At 47.7% G+C, this 17,474-nt stretch carries 12 protein-coding genes; 5 read left to right on the top strand and 7 right to left on the bottom strand.

The features are described 5' to 3' along the window. The first annotated feature begins 40 nt into the window (after positions 1-40). On the top strand, positions 41-1,144 hold the full coding sequence (locus tag FW758_RS20060; RefSeq protein WP_432310930.1) for a hypothetical protein: 1,104 nt from the start codon (positions 41-43) through the stop codon (positions 1,142-1,144). Between the two features lie 204 nt (positions 1,145-1,348). Here the strand turns inward: FW758_RS20060 and FW758_RS20065 are convergent, their stop codons facing one another. Next, a complete protein-coding gene (locus FW758_RS20065) occupies positions 1,349-2,893 on the bottom strand; it encodes a DEAD/DEAH box helicase (RefSeq protein ID WP_446446311.1) in 1,545 nt (514 codons plus the stop codon). 581 nt (positions 2,894-3,474) lie between these two features. Here FW758_RS20065 and FW758_RS20070 point away from each other — a divergent pair. Next, a complete protein-coding gene (locus FW758_RS20070; RefSeq protein ID WP_446446312.1) occupies positions 3,475-4,521 on the top strand; it encodes a DUF3626 domain-containing protein in 1,047 nt (348 codons plus the stop codon). Positions 4,522-4,633: 112 nt separating this feature from the next. On the opposite strand, the gene FW758_RS20075 is transcribed toward FW758_RS20070, so the two are convergent. After that, positions 4,634-5,152 (bottom strand): type II secretion system protein, encoded by a 519-nt coding sequence (locus FW758_RS20075; RefSeq protein ID WP_115335419.1) that lies wholly within the window; start codon positions 5,150-5,152, stop codon positions 4,634-4,636. 279 nt (positions 5,153-5,431) lie between these two features. Between FW758_RS20075 and cydD the strand changes: the two genes are divergently transcribed. The 3 genes from cydD to cyaB all read left to right on the top strand — a co-directional run bounded on the left by cydD (position 5,432) and on the right by cyaB (position 9,819). Next, positions 5,432-7,390: a heme ABC transporter permease/ATP-binding protein CydD gene (gene cydD / locus FW758_RS20080; RefSeq protein ID WP_446446313.1), complete on the top strand. Its 1,959-nt coding sequence runs from the start codon at positions 5,432-5,434 to the stop codon at positions 7,388-7,390. Then, entirely contained in the window at positions 7,387-9,138 is a 1,752-nt protein-coding gene (gene cydC / locus FW758_RS20085; RefSeq protein WP_446446314.1) for a heme ABC transporter ATP-binding protein/permease CydC, read from the top strand. Before cydD ends, cydC begins: the two co-directional genes overlap by 4 nt. A gap of 93 nt (positions 9,139-9,231) precedes the next feature. Further along, positions 9,232-9,819, top strand: coding sequence for a class IV adenylate cyclase (cyaB, locus tag FW758_RS20090; RefSeq protein WP_446446315.1), 588 nt, complete (start codon positions 9,232-9,234; stop codon positions 9,817-9,819). A gap of 337 nt (positions 9,820-10,156) precedes the next feature. Here the strand turns inward: cyaB and FW758_RS20095 are convergent, their stop codons facing one another. The 5 genes from FW758_RS20095 to FW758_RS20115 all read right to left on the bottom strand — a co-directional run bounded on the left by FW758_RS20095 (position 10,157) and on the right by FW758_RS20115 (position 17,465). Beyond that, entirely contained in the window at positions 10,157-10,333 is a 177-nt protein-coding gene (locus FW758_RS20095) for a helix-turn-helix domain-containing protein (protein WP_006082937.1), read from the bottom strand. A 93-nt stretch (positions 10,334-10,426) separates the two neighbouring features. Beyond that, the gene (locus FW758_RS20100) at positions 10,427-11,170 is read right to left on the bottom strand and encodes a DUF599 domain-containing protein (protein ID WP_446446316.1); all 744 of its coding nucleotides are present in this window, start codon (positions 11,168-11,170) and stop codon (positions 10,427-10,429) included. Positions 11,171-11,682: 512 nt separating this feature from the next. Beyond that, positions 11,683-14,877, bottom strand: coding sequence for a bifunctional proline dehydrogenase/L-glutamate gamma-semialdehyde dehydrogenase PutA (gene putA / locus FW758_RS20105; protein ID WP_446446317.1), 3,195 nt, complete (start codon positions 14,875-14,877; stop codon positions 11,683-11,685). A 522-nt stretch (positions 14,878-15,399) separates the two neighbouring features. Continuing rightward, a complete protein-coding gene (locus tag FW758_RS20110) occupies positions 15,400-15,948 on the bottom strand; it encodes a TIGR04211 family SH3 domain-containing protein (protein ID WP_037391127.1) in 549 nt (182 codons plus the stop codon). Positions 15,949-16,175: 227 nt separating this feature from the next. Continuing rightward, positions 16,176-17,465: an inorganic phosphate transporter gene (locus FW758_RS20115; RefSeq protein WP_259512851.1), complete on the bottom strand. Its 1,290-nt coding sequence runs from the start codon at positions 17,463-17,465 to the stop codon at positions 16,176-16,178. Positions 17,466-17,474: the final 9 nt, after the last annotated feature.

Below are 17,474 nucleotides of genomic sequence, written 5' to 3' on the forward strand. Positions count from 1 at the left end.
CTTTGTCAGGTGATATGGCCTGCATCGGTTTGGAGTACTTATGTTTCGAAGGACTATTTTACTAAGTATCTTTTTGAGCGCAGCGAGCGCTGCATCTATTCAACCAGAGTTGCAACCAGAGTCACAACCAGAGCGGCAATTAGAGTCTCAGCCAGCGTCGCAACCTTTACAGCACTACATTTACATTAATCATCGTGAGGCAAACGGAGAAAACATTCGTGCCGACAAGGCGCTGCGCGATCCTCGTTTTGGCGGTGCGCAGATTGTTTATACCTGGCGCAGTTTAGAGCCTAAGCAGGGCGAATATGATTTCAGCGCGATTAAGGCCGATATTGCGTATCTCGATTCGATAGGCAAAAAATTGTGGATCCAGCTGCAAGAGAAATCCTTTACGCCTAGAGTCAATGTGCCGGCTTATTTGCTCGATGAGCCTATTTATCAAGGCGGCGTGTTGAAGCAAAGCATGCTGAGCGCACCAGAGCGTGATCCCAATAAACCTGTGACGGATGACGAATATGGTTGGTCTGCCAAAATGTGGGAGCCTGCAGTACGTGCGCGTTATCAACAATTGGTGCGTCAGCTAGGCCAAGAGTTTGATGGGAAAATCACTGGTATCAACTTTAGTGAAAGCTCAATTGATGTGGGGACTGAAAACGCCGATGGAACAACGACCTTCCCCAGTGATTTTAATCCTAAAGCCTATATCGATGCGATTGGCGAAAACATGCAAGTATTAGCTGAGTCATTTCAGCATTCAACCGCTATGGTGTATTTGAACTTTTTACCAGACGAATGGCTGCCATGGAATGACAAAGGCTATATGCGAGGTTTGTTTGCGCAAGCCAAAGCGCTCAATATGGGGGTAGGTGGCCCAGATTTAATGCCATATCGTAAAAGCCACATGGCACAAAGTTATGCTTTTATTAAAGAATATCCAGCGGCATTAGTGAAAGGCATGGCGGTGCAAGACGGTAATTTGCGGCAGATTAATCCCAAAACAGGTAAAAAGAATACTGTGCCTGACTTGCTGGATTTTGCACAAAACTACCTAGGGCTAGACTATATTTTTTGGGTTGAAGACGAACCCTATTTTACGGATGAAGTCCTGCAGCAGTTGCCAACTCCAGATACTAAGACGAATTAACTTAGGTTATTGTTTAAGGCTGTTGTTTAAGGTTGTTGTTTAAAGCGACGATTGTTCAAGCGAGTTATTGATCAATGTGTGGATAATGCGCTAAGCATCAATAAATAAAGACAAACAAAAACGCCCAATTCCTGACGGAGTTGGGCGTTTCTTTTTAGGGCTTAATGCGGCTAAATCGCCAAGCGAGTTCGCTCAGTGGGTGCATTAATCCTGTGAATTTCTTGGACGACTCGCGCCGTTATTTGGGCGACGGGTGTTTTTCTTTGGGCCATTGGCGTAAGGGTTCTCACCCGCTTGGCCACGATTTTCGCCAGAACCTGAACGGCTTTCACTTGGACGACTAGCGCCTGCGCTATTGGCACGGCCATCGTTTGAACGTGGCGGACGAGGTTTGGCATCACTGCGGGGTGCGCTACTGGCTTCACCACTGTGTCTTGGATTCTTGTCGTTTGGCTTGTGGCCGCGCGCGACGTCACCGCTGCGTTGACCGTCTTTATGCTCGGCGCTTCTTGGAGCACCATCGCGTGAGCTAGGTTGGTTTGAGCTGCGGGTATTTCTACGGCTGGGTACTGATTTACCGCTGCTTTTTCCGCCGCCACCTAAACGTGACTCAGGCAATACATGGTTAAAGCCTTCAACCATTTCTCGGTCTAATACGCGATTGATCAAACGCTCGATATCGTTCAGCAGTTTGATTTCTTCGTTGCTCACCAGTGACACGGCTTGACCCGATGCGCCAGCGCGGCCAGTACGGCCGATACGATGCACATAATCTTCTGGCACGTTCGGTAAGTCGAAGTTAACCACTTGTGGCAATTGGTCAATATCCAAACCACGTGCAGCGATATCGGTTGCAACCAGTACGCGAGCTTGACCATTTTTAAAGTCGGCCAAGGCTTTAGTTCGTGCTGTTTGGCTCTTGTTACCGTGGATAGCGGCGGCTTTAATACCCGCATCTTCAAGGCTTTTCGCCAGACGGTTAGCGCCATGTTTAGTGCGCGAGAATACCAGCACTTGTTGCCAATCGTTTTGCTTGATGAGTTGGATCAATAGTGCCGATTTTTGGCTCTTATCGACTGGGCAAACCCATTGTTTTACTGTGGTCGCCGCCGCGTTACGTGGCGTAACCGAAATTTCGACCGGATTATTCACTAAGCCTTTTGCCAGTTCACGAATTTCATCGGAGAAGGTGGCTGAGAACATCAGGTTTTGGCGTTGCTTAGGTAAAATGGCCAGTATCTTACGGATGTCGCGGATAAAGCCCATGTCGAGCATGCGATCGGCTTCATCTAATACTAAGATTTCAAGCTGGCTGAATTTCACCGCTTTTTGATTGTACAAATCCATCAATCGACCTGGTGTGGCGACTAATACGTCGACACCGTGGCGCAATTTCGCGATTTGTGGATTGATAGGCACGCCACCAAATATCACAGCTGAGCGCAGTGGTAAATTCTTACCATAGGTTTCAACACTTTCTGCAACCTGAGCCGCCAATTCGCGTGTTGGAGTTAACACTAATGCGCGCACTTGGCCTGCTTGGGCACGGTTACCTTTACTCAGGAGTTCGAGCATAGGTAGGGTGAAACCTGCTGTTTTACCTGTTCCTGTTTGGGCGGCCGCCATCACATCTTTGCCTTGAAGCACAGCGGGAATTGCTTGAGCTTGGATTGGCGAAGGTGTGTCGTAGCCTTGTTCGGCAACGGCTTTAAGTATCGGGGCCGATAAGCCCAGGGAGGTAAAACTCATAGATTGGTCTCTTGTGGCAACGCTTTGCTGCATTTATGGTCAATAGCCAGGTCTGCTGGCGGGCGTGCAGCTTACAGGATCGGGGCCCTAAGTGCCATCGAATAAAGACTTTTACAGCGGGTTTCATTCATATTGGCACATAAATCGCTTGTCAGCGGCTTTCACTCGGTCTCGCTTATCTTTTAGGCGCAAGTTTCCTCAGCCGAATTTGAGCTTATTGAGGGCGAATCTGCGTCCTACGAAGTGCCATTTTGTATTGGTAGAGGCTTTGGGCCGCACTTTTACTGTTATTTTTGGGTGCGGTTGAGCCTAATGGACTCACCAAATGTACAGTATGGCTATCAGGCTGATTCAATCTACTAAACAGATCGGTTTAAAGTTAACTCGTCGACTCTTTTTATCTAAAAGTTAGAGTGAGTTAGCGGTAGATCACGCTAGATTAATTTGAGTGGTATAAACTCAAGACGATAGGAGTAGAATTCATCAATATCTATTCTCTGCATGCTTGCGATTACTCTCGTGTTTATTTTAGGATGAGCTACGCGGGAAACGGTTAAACGCCTCTCATTTATAGGTGGACTATGACAGCGATACAGCATATTGAACGCCTTGCTCGAGGTCGCAGTGAACAGGCCGTCGCTGTGATTAAAAATGTGCAGCAGATGTCGAACATCTCCATGCATGAGATGCAACTCGCCCTCAAACAATTACTCAACTGCGGCCGAATTGCGCTGCATTTTCACCCCGATAGAATCGACAGCCGTGGTATGACTGTAGCCGAAGGTTTGCTGCGCGATGGTCAATACCGCAGTCAGTTTGAGACCCATATTTCCAACGGTCAGTTATCCCCTGAATTAGGCGGCCCACGGGATCACTGGGAAAATCAGCTGTTTGGTGATGTGTATAAGGGCACTAAATCTCGGCCTAAATATGGCGCACTCGATCTGGGCATGTGGCAGGACGGTCCCGCGCCGCGTTTTGGTAGCTGCTATTTGCTGACCCACGCCAGTGTGATGGCACGTTCATCCTTTTGTTATCTCGACTCGTACCGCAATCCGAAAGAGAAGGGCACGCTATCATGCTTTGATGATGTGTTAGCGGCGCTGCTGACCGAGAGTTTTGAGCGTCACTATGCCCTAGGCAAATCCGACTTTAAGCCACTGAATGTGATTCATTATTTGGGGCATCAACTCAATGCTTCCTTGCTGTCACGTTTCGAGCGGCCGTTATCGAATAATCTCGATCATTATATCGAGGCGCAGATCCACGGTGATGTTTCCCTCGATGAGGATATCGCCATGCTGGTGGCCGATCCAAGTTTTAAAGGCACTGATATTGGCGCCAGCTTAAGCAAGATTTGCGACAGATATGATATCGAGCTGCAATATCATGATGGCTTTAGCCTACATACGGCGCAGATCCCCAGCGATTTTCGCGGGCCGACTATGCCATCGCTCGCTAATCGTATCGCCATAGAAGACAGAGTCGATGCCTATGCCATAGGTGTGGCCGCGCGGGATTTATATCATTCACCCCAGCATTGGCGCGAACGCGGTAACCGTGCTCAAGTCGCCCACGAACTTAAGTTGCTCTGGCATGTGTTAGTGAAATACGGCGCAGTGCAGTAAGGATTACGTTTTTAAAAAACGTTTGATTGTAAAATGTGGCGCTAACAAAAACAGCGAGATAACCTCAGGTTAGCTCGCTGTTTTTCTATTATATTTCAGCTTTAAGGTCGTTCTAGCAACCTGTGTCGACCTTGTTATAGGTGGGGATTCCCGTCGTCTCCCACTTGTAGTCTATATAGCAATTTGTCGCTTCGACTTGCGCTTGAGTCGGCGTATCAAGGTTCAGTTTTTGCTTCGGTGTGGCAATGACTTGGTAGGTACCGCCAGTAGTATGGATTCGATAGGACCATTCATCAACATTGAGCCCAGCAGCCTTAAAGATCTCTGGCGGCGTAGTATAAGCGGCGCTTGGTGCTGTACCGCTGGCACTGGCGGCCCAAGGTTGGTAGTTTTCGCCACGGATCCCGTCGTAAACGACTCGATTGGTGGTGCCGCTGTTAGCAATTTCCGACTTAGCTTTGAATAGGGTGACGGCGGATTTCATCGAAGCCAGTGCACCTGAAAGCTGACTCTTATAGGCATCTGATTGTATATTAATGAATTTAGGTGCAGCAACTACAGCTAATACTCCTAGAATAATAATGACCACAACGAGTTCAATCAGGGTAAAACCGGCATTTTTATTTGGCATAGGTAGGGGATAATTAATACAAAGAGGTTCATGCTACCTAAGTTTCCCCAAACAGGCTAGTGCTAGGGAAAGTTCCGTTAACTCAGGGATTTGTTTATCTTTAGCTCGTTTTTGTGAGTCTGCTAGCAAAAGTCTGTAATAGGGTTTCATCTGCTTTAGATGCCTGCGATACTGCGTCCCTATCGGAACTTTTTAGCCGTTGCAAGCCCCGTAAACTGAGTCGTTATCGATAGCCGATCCCCGCTACGAGTCGCTTAATTGTTTTCTTGTTGGAGCACCATGGATAAGTCGTTAGAAAAATCCCTTCTTGTTTGGCTTAAAGCCCAGAAAAAAGCCTGTGGCTTGTTCCTTAAATTGTCGTTATGGCTTGGGATGATAAGCGCCGTCGCAATGGTGGCGCAGGCTTATATTATCGCGACGATTCTGGATGGCGTGATCATGGGACAGCAAGTCATGCCGCTTGCGGATACTGACAATGCGCAAATGGTCAGTTCCAGCATGAGTATTGATACTTATATTCCTAATTTTATTGCGTTAATCGCCTTGATGTTACTGCGCGCCTTGCTTGCTTATAGTCGTGAACGCGCCAGTTTTGAGGCGGGTAAGCGTCTACGTGGTCATATTCGCGCGGCAGTGATGGACAAGTTGACTAAGCTAGGTCCGGCGTTTATTAAAGGTAAACCCGCAGGCAGTTGGGCCAGCATAGTGTTAGAGCAAGTCGAAGATTTACAAGACTTTTATGCCAGATACCTCCCACAAATCAGCCTAGCTGGTTTTATTCCCATCCTCATCTTAGCGGCGGTTTTCCCGATTAACTGGGCGGCAGGATTAATTCTGTTACTCACAGCGCCGTTAATCCCTATGTTTATGATTTTAGTTGGCATGGGCGCTGCCGATGCCAATCGCAAGAATTTCAGTGCGCTTGCAAGATTGAGCGGCCACTTTATGGATAGATTAAAAGGCTTAAGCACGTTGAAACTCTTCCACCGTGGTGACGCTGAGCTAAAGGTAATCGCCACTGCTTCGGAAGAGTTCCGTAGTCGCACTATGTCGGTACTGCGCATGGCTTTTTTAAGCTCGGCGGTATTAGAGTTTTTTGCGGCGGTTTCGATTGCTGTGCTGGCAGTTTATTTTGGTTTCAGTTACTTAGGTCACTTAGATTTTGGCTACTATGGCGCCCATGCCAATATCAGCTCGAGTACAGTTCCTCAAATAGTCGGTATTCCATTTAGCCTGTTTACTGGGCTGTTTATTCTGATTTTAGCCCCTGAGTTTTATCAACCGCTGCGGGATATGGGCACTCATTACCACGCTAAGGCGCAGGCCGTCGGCGCCGCGGAAGCCTTGATTACCTTGCTCGAACATCCCGAACCTGAGTTTGTCGGCCAAGTGCGTATCAATAGCATAGAAACCCTGAGTGCCGATAATCTTGAAGTGTTTAGTGTTGATGGCACGCGTTTACTCGGCCCGCTGAGTTTTGAATTAAAAGACAATCAACGTTTAGCCTTAGTTGGCCCAAGCGGTGCGGGGAAAACCAGTTTACTCAATGCCTTATTGGGATTTTTACCCTATAAGGGCCATTTGCTGATCAATGGCCATGAGTTATCCGCATTAGATTTAGCCCATTGGCGACAGCATTTAGCTTGGCTGGGCCAAGAACCGCAGTTATTCCACGGTACTGTGCGGGATAACGTAGCTTTAGCCGACCCCACTCTGCCCGACGATACGCTGTGGCACTTGCTGGCAGAGGCCAATATTAGCGACTTCGTTAAGGCGCAGCCATTGGGTTTAGACGCGCCAGTCGGTGAGCAATCTTCCGGTTTATCCGTCGGCCAAGCCCAGCGTATTGCCTTGGCAAGGGCGCTTGGGCAAAAGGCGAGTTTGTTTGTCCTTGATGAACCTACGGCCAGCTTAGATAGCCAGAGTGAGCAGGCGGTGAGTTCTGCGTTAAATAGGGCCATGACGGGTAAGATGTGCATTATGGTAACCCACAGATTAGATCAGTTAGATCAAATGGATACTATTCTTGTGCTCGATAAAGGCTTGATAGTACAGCGGGGCGACTTTACCACTTTGTCTAACACGCACGGCTTATTCCAAATCTTGCTGCGTGAGAATATTGAGTCCGTGGCGGATATTGAACTTGTACCTTTACCGACCAGCGCCAGTGATACGCCGCTTGACTGTGATACTCCACTCGACAGTGCCGCCGAGCCCACTAAAGGAGAGGCCCAATGAAAGTGCTAATCCCCTTTATTCGATTGTTCTCGCGCCAATGGCTGATGATGTCCGTGGGCTTGCTGCTGACCATTATTACCTTAATGGCAGGTATAGGTTTACTGTCACTTTCGGGCTGGTTTCTTTCTGCTACCGCGGTCGCGGGTTTGACGATAATCACGGCGCAGTCCTTTAACTTTTTCACTCCTGCTGGCGGTGTGCGTTTCTTATCAATTGCCCGTACTGCCAGTCGTTATGGCGAGCGTTTAGCGACCCATGAGGCGACCTTTAAGTTGCTGACTGAGCTTCGCGTTTGGGCGTGGCGTAAACTCTTGCCGCTAAGTGCTAAAAATCTGCAGGGGCTACGCCGTGGCGACATGCTTAATCGCTTAGTGGCAGATATCGATACCCTAGATCATCTATATCTGCGACTGCTCACGCCTATGGCGGCATCACTGCTGATGACTGGGCTCTTGTATCTATTTCTCGCTTGGTTCGATGCCAAACTCGCCCTCAGTCTTTGCCTATTCTTAGTCGCTGTTTGGCTGGTGATGCCACTGCTATTTTATCGCCTTGGACACGCGCCGAGCCGGACTATGCTCGAAACCAAGCGTCATTATCGGGTGCAATTATTGGATATGTTGCAAGGCCAAGCCGAACTCAGCCTATTTGGCGCCAACGATAGGTTCAGGCAAAAACTGAATGATGCGCAGACAGAGCTGTTTCGCAGCCAAAGTGCGATGGCCAATATCACTGCGCTCAGCCAAGCCATGTTGATCCTCTCCACTGGCTCAGCCTTGATCATGATGCTGTATTTAGCCGCTCAAGGTGTGGGTGATGCTGTGCCGCCGGGCCCCATGTTTGCGCTTATGGTGTTTGCCACTATGGCCTGCGTTGAGATGATGATGCCGATTGCGGGTGCGTTTCAGCATTTGTCAGGCTGCGTATTGGCGGCGACACGGATTAATGAAATCACCGAACAAGAGGCCGATATTCAATTTGTTGCCGATACTGGCCTGAGGGCAAAGTCTGGCGCCTTACAGATTGAAGATATCCACTTTGGTTATCGAGACGATCAACACGTGCTGCAAGGTTTGTCCCTTGAGATAAAAGCGGGGCAAAAAGTTGCGTTACTTGGGCCAACGGGTTGCGGTAAGTCGAGTTTACTGGCGCTGATTACCCGCGAATGGCAAGCCCAGCAAGGGCACATTAAGCTCGATGGTCTTCCTCTTTCAGATTACAGCGAGCGCGGCCTTAGGGATGCGATAACTGTGATTAGCCAACGCATCTATCTGTTTGCGGGCACCTTGCGGGAAAATTTAGTATTAGCGCTACCTGTTATCGAAAGTGAGAAACGCACTGCCCACGACGCACGCTTGATTGATGTGTTACAGCGGGTCGGACTTGGCGCTTTACTCACGGGTGATAAACCGCTGGATATGTGGATAGGTGAAGGTGGACGTCAGCTTTCGGGCGGCGAGCAGCGCCGCATTGGTGTTGCAAGAGCGCTGCTGCGTGATGCGCCGCTGCTATTGCTCGATGAACCAACCGAAGGGCTTGATAAGCGTACCGAGCGAGAGATTTTAAGTTTACTGTTTGAATTCGCTCAGGATAAAACCTTGCTGATGATTAGCCATCGTTTAACTGCTATGGCGAAGATGGATCACATTCATCTACTCGGTCAGGGTAAGATTATTGCGTCTGGCACTCACCAGAGCTTAATTGAAGACAGTGCAGAGTATCAGGCCCTATACCAAAGACTCGCTTAAGCCTGCTGTATTCAAGGCGTTAATGCTCAAACCTTTGATGCTCAATATGATGAATAGCGATATATTTTACCCATTAAAAGCGGATATAAATCGATGAACCATGCGATGCCAGAAGCATTAGCCCCACAAATCAATGCCCATTTTAATGGTAAGTTTGAAGTCGAGCTTAAATATCGCTTATTGGATCGCCACGCTTTTTTCGCTGCCTTGCAGATGAGAAATCCTGAGATCATGCTCGAAGATAACCTTGAGCATGACTGTTACTTTGATCTGCCATCACAATCACTTAAAGGCGAACACAAGAGCTTGTGCATCCGTGAGATGCAGCCATCGGGGATTATGCTGTGGATAGTGAAAGGGCCGGAAAAAAACCGCTGTGAAGCCGTTAATATCACAGAAGCGACCAAGGCAAAGAGTATGTTGCATACCTTAGGTTATGAGTGCGTACTGGAAATTAAAAAGCGCCGCAGTATCTATTTTCTCGGTGAATTTCATCTAACAATCGATCATCTCGAAGGCTTAGGGGATTTTGCCGAGCTTGCGATTATGACTAACGATGAAACCTTGTTGCCTAAGTATGAAGCGCAATTACAACAACTCGCCGCCGATTTGGGTTTAAGTGAAACGCAGCGGGAGTTGTTATCCTATCGGCAGTTGCAGCAGGCTTTAAATGATCAGTGATGGTTCAATCTTGTTGGATTAAAAGCTTAAAGTTCATGGCTTAACGTTTAATAGCTTAAAGATTAGCGGCGTAAGTTTAATGGCCGGATGCTAAATCTGGCTAAGCAATCCCTCGCAACAAACCGCTATGGCTAAGTTCAAATCCCTTTGAGCGTCACTGTCCATATCGCATTCACTGTTTGTTTTTAACTCGCTATCGACGACTTAAACTTAAGCTTTGTATTTAAACTTAAGCATCGCATTTACATTCAAGCCACTTTCACAAACTTAAACTCAAAATCAAACGATTTAAGCTGCGGTTACCCCGCTTTATTTGCCGTTAATTGCCAAATGCGTTTTAGCCTAAGCGTTGTGAAAAGGCGAGATAGCGTTTCACTTCCGCTTCAGGAAATTTCAATTCGTCACCATCTTGAACACTCGAGAGTAAATTCTCCCGAGCGAAACGTTTGATGGTCGCAGGTGTTTTATCTAACATTTTACACACTTCATCTAAGGTTAATAAGTTATCGCTCATAGCACTCTCCCAGTATTTCAATAGAAACATAACCCAAAGAGTATAGAACAATAATTTCAACCAAGATGATACCTGCGACCTAAACCGCTAAGGTTATGACTCTATTTTGTGGTTGCGTGCCGTTTCTCGCACTTGACTCTCTATTTGCAGATGGCCTTTTGCCGCTGTGATCGCCAAAACTGCGCGGGACTTAAACTCACGGCGATATAAGGTCGCGACCACAAATAAGCTCGCTGAGATAAAGAGTATCGGGTGCACAAACCAGCACAATACTGCCATCGAAAAGTAATAGGCGCGTAAGCCATAGTTATAGGAGTGCGCCGCTTGATCTTGCACTGTCGCCATTTGCCTTGCGTAGGCTTTGAGATTGTCGTTTGAGCCATCGCTGTCTAAAGGACCCGCGCCTATCATCACGTTCACAAAACCGTATTGGCGCATCGACCAAGTAAATTGGAAGAAGGCCATCACAAAAATGCCGACTAACAGCGCGAGTTTGATTTGCACCAACGCATGATTCGGTGCCGTGGCGAAGGGAATCGTCGCAATAACACTTTCTAGTCGCTCAACTTGTGCAAATAAGGTCAGCACACCCGCGAGCACAAACAGGGTTGTTGAGGCAAAAAAGGCAATATTGCGCTCAAGGTTGGCCAGCAGCGCCGCATCACCCACACGTACGCCGCGAGTCATCACCTCAAGCATCCAGTAAATTCTATGCTTATGCAGACCACGGGCAATACAGTCGGTATCCTTCGCCTTACGACGGGCAAAGGCGGTATAGCCAGCCCAAGAAACGATAAACCACACCAATGCAGAAATATCTAATAGCGAGAATGTCATAGTTGCCTTGAGAAAGTGACTTTGAGAAAGTAAAAAATCGGTTGATTGAGTGCGATTATGAAGGTTTTTATCTCTTAGGCGCAATCCCCTAGTATCGCTTTCAAATCTCACCTAGTTACAATTTGATGCCGCTCACATTGGTTTGAAGCCTCTCGCTGAGTGATACTCAGTTTTGAGGAAAATTCTTGTAAGGTAAGTGAGTGAGAAGAGTGTGTTGGGGTCATATCTCGGAACAGGGTATTTGGGGATTAAGTGTGCTTAATGCTATTGCGTTAAATGGCGGCCTTTCGGCCGAGGTGAAGCCCCACGACTTTGCTTTTGATTGATAAACTCAAATGAAAAATGCGAAGACTCCCATAATACTCAGATATCTAAAAATCATCCCCAAAAATGATGCCAAAGTAATTGATTGATATAATTATTTATGGAATTGCATTTAGCTGTAAGTATTTATTCGCCAATAAAAAAGCCAGACAGAGTCTGGCTTTCGTTTATCAATAAGTCGTTAGGACTTAGGCTTCACTATCACCCAGTGACAGCAGGGTCGCATTACCACCGATAGCGGTGATGTTATTAGTGCGAGTCTTTTCAGTCACAAAACGGGTTAAGTAGTGTGGGCCACCGGCTTTAGGGCCAGTACCAGACAGGCCTTGACCGCCGAAAGGCTGTACGCCAACCACAGCGCCGATTTGGTTACGGTTAATGTACACGTTACCTACGTTCACTTTATCTGCAACATCAAGGGCATGGCCTTCGTTACGGCTGTGGATGCCTAAGGTTAAGCCAAAGCCTGTGCTATTGATCTCGTTGATCACTTGGCTTAGCTCTGCAGCCTTGTAGCGAATAATGTGCAGGATTGGGCCAAAGTGTTCTTTCTCAAGCACTTTAATCGAATCGATTTCAACCGCCGTTGGCGAAACGAAGTGACCGTTCTCTGTACCAGCAGGCAGCGGCATTTGCTTGATAAGCTTACCGACTTGCTTGATATGGTCGATGTGCGCATCTAAGTTGGCTTTGGCGGTGGCGTCAATCACTGGGCCTACGTCAGTTTTCACTGAGCTTGGGTTGCCAATCACTAATTCATCCATTGCGCCTTGCAGCACTTCGATCACGCGATCGGCGATGTCTTCTTGGAGGAAGAGTACGCGCAATGCTGAACAGCGTTGACCTGCGCTAGTGAATGACGATGAAACCACATCGTTAACCACTTGCTCAGGTTGTGAGGTTGAGTCCACTACCATGGCATTTTGACCGCCAGTTTCGGCGATTAAAGGAATAATCGCGCCATCATGGTTGGCCAGTGTACGGTTAATCAGTTTTGCTGTGCCAGTTGAACCGGTAAAGCATACGCCGCCGATACGTTCATCGGCTGTAATTGCGCTACCCACAGTCGCACCTGTACCCGGTAGGAATTGCAGAACCTCAACAGGAATACCTGCTTGGTGAGCAAGTTGCACTGCACGGTAACCAATAATCGAGGTTTGCTCTGCGGGTTTTGCGATAACTGTGTTACCCGCCGCTAATGCCGCAGACACTTGGCCGAGGAAGATGGCCAATGGGAAGTTCCATGGGCTGATACACACGAATACGCCGCGGCCCTGGAGGAACAGTTCGTTCAGCTCTCCTGTTGGGCCAGGAAGCAGTTCAGGCTTAGCCATCATTTTCTTAGCTTGTACAGCGTAGTAACGACAGAAATCAACGGCTTCACGGACTTCATCGATACCGTCTTGAATGCTCTTGCCCGCTTCACGGGTACACAGTGCGATCAATTCTTCGCGGTTTTCTTCTAATAAATCAGCGAGTTTTTGCAGCGCAGAGGCACGGGTTTCAACCGGCGTACGTGCCCATGAGGCAAATGCCGTTTCGGCGGATGCCAGTGCTTGTTCTATGGCCGCATCATCGGCAAAGGCTACTTGACCCACGGTTTGAGTGGTATCGAATGGGCTAACAACCGTTTTGTGTTCGCCAGTTAAAGTTTTACCGTTAACCAGAGGACCTGCTTGCCATTGGGTATTTTTAAATTGTTCTAAAGCTGCGAAAAACGGCTCAGATTCGGAAATGATGTTCATATTGAGTCCCTTGGAATTTTTGCGTTCGCTACCGAAAATATCGGCAGGTAATACGATTTTGTTGTTAGCCAGGGTTTTATAGCCCGTCAGCGTTTTTAGCGGATGCACCACTAATGACTCGATGGGGGTTTTAGGATCGACAAGCTTGTGGACGAACGAAGTGTTGGCCCCGTTTTCCAGCAGACGACGTACTAAGTAGGGCAGTAGATCCTTATGTGCACCGATGGGCGCATAAATACGTACCGATTTGGCGCCAGCTTCCGACAGAATAGTGTCGTACAGCTCTTGTCCCATGCCGTGTAAGCGTTGGAATTCATGGTGACGATCGCCTGCCATATCGGAAATCGCCGCCACAGTTTGCGCATTGTGGCTAGCAAATTGTGGGTAGATAGCGCCGCGAGTTGCATCCGATAGCAAGTAGCGGGCGCAGGCGAGGTAAGACACGTCAGTACCTGCTTTGCGAGTGTAAAGTGGGTAAGCGGCTTCGCCAGCTTGTTGCGCCCATTTCAGTTCGCTATCCCAATAGGCGCCTTTTACCAGACGCAAGGGGATTTCATCACCTTGCTCTTTGGCAAGACGCGTTAACCAAACCAGTACGGGCAGGGCACGCTTAGAGTAAGCCTGCACCACTATGCCGAGTAATCCCCAGCCTTTTGCTGCATCTGAATTAAACAGTTTTTGGAACAGTTTAAGTGATAATTCGAGGCGATCGACTTCTTCAGCATCAATAGAAATACCGATATTCAAGCCGCGAGCCAGTTTTATCAGGCGGATAACTGTGTCGTACAGTTCAGTTAAAACGCGGTCTTCATTGGCCACTTCGTAACGTGGGTGCAATGCCGATAGCTTGATTGAGATCGTTGGGCGCGGTGATTCATTTTCGTTATAGCTTTGAGCACCGAGCTCGGTTATCGCATTGGCGTAATCGGTATAGTATTTTTCGGCATCTTTGCGCGTTAACGCCGCTTCACCCAGCATGTCGTAGGAATGGGTATAGCCTAACTTACGCTTGTCTTCGCTGTTCTTCAGGGCTTCTTTCATGTTGCGGCCCAGTACGAACTGCTTACCCATGATCTTCATCGCGGCCATCATGGCTTGGCGGATCACGGGTTCGCCGAGACGATTAACTAAGCGGCTCAGTAAGTTGCTTGGGGTGCCATCGATTTTTTTATCGAGTTTAACAATCTTACCTGTGAGCATTAAGCCCCAGGTCGATGCGTTAACGAGTACAGAGTCACTCTTACTCATGTGCTCATCCCACTTAGCGCCTGAAAGCTTATCTTCAATCAGTGCATCGGCAGTGGCCGCATCGGGAATACGCAGCAGCGCTTCGGCTAAACACATCAGGATAATGCCTTCCTGTGTTTCTAAGCTGTACTGTTGCAGAAAGGCATCAATGCCGACCATCAACCCTTTTTTATCGAATTGACGAACCTTGTTAACCAGTTCGTGGGCACGACGAGTGACGCGCTCTATGGCTTCATCACTGGAGGGAACTAGTTGGATCAACTCTGACAAGTATTGTTCTTCATCGACAATGTAGTTGTCGCTGATCGCTTTGAACAGTTCGTCGAGATTGGCAGAATCGTAGCGGCCTGCCAGCACTTCACTCGCTTTGAACATAGTTATCGCTTCCATCTTGGCCGTTATTGGGGCGCTATTGTTGAAACAAATTGGGAGGCGCTAAACGCATTTGATATTTTGTATACAATATGAAGGTTTGCGCGCGCCGATTATACAACCAAAATGTGACGGACAACACTATAGCGTGAAAGATTGTGAAGCTTGTTTGATTGGCTTGTTAATAATACCAATCGTATTAAATATCTGTTCATTCAGCGGGAGTTCAACGCGCTTTAGACAAGGCGAAGGCTTGAAGGCATAGTGGTGCTCTGTCGAAAGCCTTAAACGCAGTATAAAGCGCGTTGAAACCCGCCTTTCGGGAGCCTCACAGGCATCCCACTCCCGTGTTGCATTGACTTAAAAGGGAATGACCATTTCTGCGTCAATGCGCCTTGGATTGAGATGCCTGTGAGGCTCTGAACTGATTAGATATTTAAGGTGATTGGTATAAGTCGATGTAACGCTTGATTGACAAAAAGCCAGTGTTTGAGAACACTGGCTTTTGGAAGATAAAATAAGACTTTTTGCAGGTCAGACTTACATCCAACGTTTTTTACTGCGACGTTGTGGTCTAGGTAAATACACTAAAATAATGCCTAGGATTAACCCCATACCTGCAATTAATCCGCCTTGGCGCCATAGTTCAAAACGCTCATCTTGGGCTGAGCGATCAACCGCGACTTTAAGTTCATCACGTTCTTGAGTGGTTTTGGCTAGGTTTGTTTCTAACTCGCTTAGTTTAGCCTTCAGTTCGGTCACTTCGTCGGCGTGGTTATCAGTTGAACTTAATACTTCCGCTAGTTTAGCTTTAGCTTGTGCAAGCTCAGTGGTTAACGCTGGCACTTGTTCACGGAAACTTTGAGTCGAGCTGATTAGGTTAGTTTGCACCCAACCTTCGCGGCCTTTATGGTCGATGATCTTAGAGTAATCACCTTGGGTTTCGTTGAGCAGTGTCACAGGTTGACCGGCTTCAATTGAGCCAAGAATTCGAAACTCAGTACCAGGGCCACCTAAAAGATAAAGAAACACGTTATCCGAGATGTAACGGGATTGGCCTTCGGCCAGCAGGTTGGAAGACAGTAACATCATTCCTACCAGAGTCAGGAGTCTAAACACTTTTGTATTCTCATCAACGAAATAGTCTGCACATGCTAGGGATTTGAGGCCTGTAATGCAAGAGGGAAGTCATAGACTTCCCTCAACTTTACTGCATCCATGCTATGACCATTCCCTTTTCACTCAATCTTTCCTATGACCTTCTAGTCCTAGGCGCTAATGCTACTTAACTTCAGCAACTTATTTAGCGAAACTTCTTAATTAAAGATACCTTTAATCATGTAGAAGAAGATGATTGATAGGCCTGCGCCTGCAGGTAGGGTCACAACCCAAGACACAACGATATTACGCACTACACCGATGTTAATCGCTGCGATACCACGAGCCATACCCACACCTAATACCGCACCCACTAAGGTTTGTGTGGTAGAGATAGGTAAGCCAGTGCCCGATGCGATAACCACTGTCGAAGCCGCTGCTAATTCAGCCGCAAAACCACGACTTGGCGTCAGGTGAGTGATGTTTTTACCTATGGTTTGCATAACGCGCTGACCAAAAATCGCCAGACCCATCACAATACCTATGGCACCTAAAGGTAAAATCCACCAGACTAATGGCGATTTTGATGCAATTTCACCACCGCTGTTAACGACAGAAACAACCGCCGCTAAAGGACCAATCGCGTTGGCAACATCGTTTGAACCATGGGCGAAAGCCATACAACAGGCTGTCAGTACCATCAGGATCGCAAACACTTTTTCAACGTTTTTGAACTGAGTTTGACGGTCAGTTTTGTCGCTCATTTTTAAACGTGAAATCGCCACTTTACCCACTAGACCAACCACAACCGCGATTGCGCCCGCTAACATATAAGCTTCAGCGCCGCTTAAGTGAATACCTACGTGGGATAAGCCCTTAAGGATGGTCACTAAAGACATCATAAAGCCAGCAAATGCCATGTAGAAAGGCACATAACGCTTAGCATTGCTTAATGGATCGTCAGTGTTGAAGATAAGTTTCTGTACGCTTTGGAATATGATAAATGCCATAAAGCCCGAGATTGCAGGGGTAATCACCCAAGAACCTACGATACCGCCCACTTTACCCCATTCAACCGAATCAGTGCCTACACCGACTGCAGCGAAACCAATAATGGCGCCGACAATAGAGTGTGTAGTCGATACTGGCCAACCTAAAGCAGACGCGACGACTAACCAAATACCTGCCGCTAATAGCGAACCTATCATGCCGTAAACCAGCAATTCAGGTGTATTAGTGAAGTAACTGGGGTCAATAATCCCATTACGGATTGTACTGGTGACTTCGCCACCCGCTAAAAACGCGCCCGCAAACTCAAAGATCATCGCGATAATAATCGCTTGTTTGATCGTAATTGCGTTTGAACCTACAGAGGTTCCCATCGCATTGGCAACGTCATTCGCGCCAATACCCCATGCCATGAGAAAACCAAATGCAGCCGCAACGGCAATAAGCCACGGGCCATTGGTGACTAAGACGTTAGCCACCTCAATACCTGCATCAACCATATTGATACC

This window comes from Shewanella sp. 1180_01, assembly GCF_052850535.1.

Coding starts and splice junctions, on each gene's coding strand:
- FW758_RS20070 (WP_446446312.1), top strand. CDS start 3,475: ATGACAGCGATACAGCATATTGAACGCCTTGCTCGAGGTCGCAGTGAA.
- putA (WP_446446317.1), bottom strand. CDS start 14,877: ATGGAAGCGATAACTATGTTCAAAGCGAGTGAAGTGCTGGCAGGCCGC.
- FW758_RS20075 (WP_115335419.1), bottom strand. CDS start 5,152: ATGCCAAATAAAAATGCCGGTTTTACCCTGATTGAACTCGTTGTGGTC.
- FW758_RS20115 (WP_259512851.1), bottom strand. CDS start 17,465: ATGGTTGATGCAGGTATTGAGGTGGCTAACGTCTTAGTCACCAATGGC.
- FW758_RS20095 (WP_006082937.1), bottom strand. CDS start 10,333: ATGAGCGATAACTTATTAACCTTAGATGAAGTGTGTAAAATGTTAGAT.
- cyaB (WP_446446315.1), top strand. CDS start 9,232: ATGAACCATGCGATGCCAGAAGCATTAGCCCCACAAATCAATGCCCAT.
- FW758_RS20100 (WP_446446316.1), bottom strand. CDS start 11,170: ATGACATTCTCGCTATTAGATATTTCTGCATTGGTGTGGTTTATCGTT.
- cydD (WP_446446313.1), top strand. CDS start 5,432: ATGGATAAGTCGTTAGAAAAATCCCTTCTTGTTTGGCTTAAAGCCCAG.
- FW758_RS20065 (WP_446446311.1), bottom strand. CDS start 2,893: ATGAGTTTTACCTCCCTGGGCTTATCGGCCCCGATACTTAAAGCCGTT.
- FW758_RS20060 (WP_432310930.1), top strand. CDS start 41: ATGTTTCGAAGGACTATTTTACTAAGTATCTTTTTGAGCGCAGCGAGC.
- FW758_RS20110 (WP_037391127.1), bottom strand. CDS start 15,948: ATGTTACTGTCTTCCAACCTGCTGGCCGAAGGCCAATCCCGTTACATC.
- cydC (WP_446446314.1), top strand. CDS start 7,387: ATGAAAGTGCTAATCCCCTTTATTCGATTGTTCTCGCGCCAATGGCTG.